Annotated in this window: 2 protein-coding genes; both read right to left on the bottom strand. The window is 39.7% G+C overall.

Annotation, left to right across the window (positions count from 1 at the left end; translation table 11 throughout):
• Positions 1 to 459: 459 nt before the first annotated feature.
• Positions 460 to 993 carry a hypothetical protein gene (locus tag ACLUJM_RS13575; protein WP_009259693.1) on the bottom strand — a complete coding sequence of 178 codons (534 nt, stop codon included), beginning with the start codon at positions 991 to 993 and terminating at the stop codon, positions 460 to 462.
• A 33-nt stretch (positions 994 to 1,026) separates the two neighbouring features.
• A complete protein-coding gene (locus tag ACLUJM_RS13570; RefSeq protein WP_044944724.1) occupies positions 1,027 to 1,785 on the bottom strand; it encodes a hypothetical protein in 759 nt (252 codons plus the stop codon).
• Positions 1,786 to 2,117: the final 332 nt, after the last annotated feature.

Below are 2,117 nucleotides of genomic sequence, written 5' to 3'. Positions count from 1 at the left end.
ACGGAATACACAGCCGTATCAGACGTAGCATTTTCATAGCGAGGGTGGGGGGTGTCCACAACGAGGATGCTGCAAAGTGGTTCCGCCATAAGCTAGGTCAATAAACCGATGCACACACTAATGATCAAATACAGCCCCGGTGGAAGAAGCAAAAGAAAAGATGCAAGAAAGGAAACTGAAGCGGAGCTCCGTTCAGGCTGTATAGGTAAGTCAGGCGCAATCATTGGGTTATCGGTATGATAGCGATATTCTGTAATGGCATTGCTTTTGCCTCCCACGCAGGCATATAGTAAAATTAGGAAAACAAGGAGTATAGGTATGCGGAGTGGCCATCCTCTAATTGTGCCGTAAATGGTCACGCCAATAAATATTATGTAATATATTCCATAAGCTATTGCACGTTTAAGTGCTTTCCGCATAATCATCCCCCTGGTAATTATTATAAGTTATATATCTTTATTATGCCGTCCTATAAGTTGCGCTTCCAGAAATGTTGAAGTAAAGATCTTCGTAAAGGCTGGGAACAGGTGGTGTTGTATTCATCCAGATTATTTCATAGTGAACTTTTGCCTCCATTTCGGCATTAATTCGAAAACTCTTTTTGTCTGATGCAATTGTAATGCAGTCCGATGGATTGATCACTTGAATATACAAAATGTTCATAGCGGAATTATGTTCAAGGTCGCTTGAGGGTGGTTCAGCTAATCCGAGATCTAACGATGAATCTTTGACAGAGGCTCGAACGATACTTCCCGTTCTTGTGTCTATATCAACAGCGCATGTTACAATACAACTAGATCTAAACTTTGGAAATGATACAGTTCTACCAGTAGAATCTGTAAGCTGCTGGGAAGGGATCGTCGCGGGGACCTCTAATTCAACTTCAATGGTTTCAATGGAGTATCGCGGTTCTATTTCTGAGGCATACGCAGGAGAAATAGAAGTACCAGTTATTAAAGCCAGTCCTAATAAAAGGGAACACAGTCTTTTCAATATTAACAGTCCTTTCTCATGTATGAGATTTAATTAAAAAGGAGGCTCAAGATAAGTGCCTGTCTGCTCCCATGTAGGCTTTTCAAAAGTACCATCAGCATGAGCAACCGCTTCGACCTTCATCTTTCCTGAATAAAATGCCGTTCCCTCCAAGGCGCGATATACACAAAATTCACCGCCAAAGTAAACTGTTTTACCATCAGCCGAAACATAGGACCATACCTCGATGTTTTTGAACGAAAAATCATATACAACGAAGTCGTGAATTGCTATATCCAATACAGGATCGTTTACAGGTTGTACGATTTTACCACTTGAATCAACATAATAAGTAAGTCTAGGCGTCATCTGTACTTCAAAGTCCATTACTCCTTCAATAAGAATACCAACAGTGTACAAATCATATGTATAGCGTTTGTTAGCTCGAGAGATAGTAGAGGATATATTATCTATAGAACCAGGTAATGGGTGGTAGCTCATGTAAGAAATCGTAGATTCAGAAATCTCTTGAAGAACAGAGAAGTCACCTTTCTCAAATAAATTATTATATTTTTCATAGAATTCATCGCTGATATCATTTCCACTTTTATCATAAAGTGTGTATTCCTCGGGGTTATTAAAAAACTTGCTAATATAATTTTTAAATTCTTCTAACCCTACTGCGTTGCGTTCTTCTACATTTATCTTTTGCAGACTGGATGGCTGAGTGGTTGCGGCAAAAGCGACGGGTTGGTTAGCCATGAAAAGAACAAAAGACAGTGCTATAGCAAAGAATCTTTTTCTAATATTCACAGTATCACCCCGTAATAAGAAATTTCTTGCGCAAAGTATTAGTTCCAAAGCTAAACTTTTCAGAGTTATAGATGCATTGGAGACACCTGCTTTCTAATTGCGGTTATAATATTTGACCTTTAGTTGGTTATACATATATCAGAAAGTTAATACAATACATTTCATCAAAATTGAAAAATGTTATATTTTAAGCTATCTTTTTGCCGTAACCGCGGAGGAGGTGGGAGTGGTACGGCTGTCGATGCCGTTGGCGTCTCTGGCAAAGACTTCGGCTGTCACCCGGTATTGATGTCCGATGGTTCCCTGATACGAAAGGGTCCTGCTGTAGCTGG

Origin of the sequence: Finegoldia sp., assembly GCF_046991905.1 — a bacterium.
Taxonomy (GTDB): domain Bacteria; phylum Bacillota; class Clostridia; order Tissierellales; family Peptoniphilaceae; genus Finegoldia.
The sequence above is the reverse complement of the archived record's forward strand: the minus strand, read 5'-3'. Positions and strand labels throughout refer to the sequence as shown.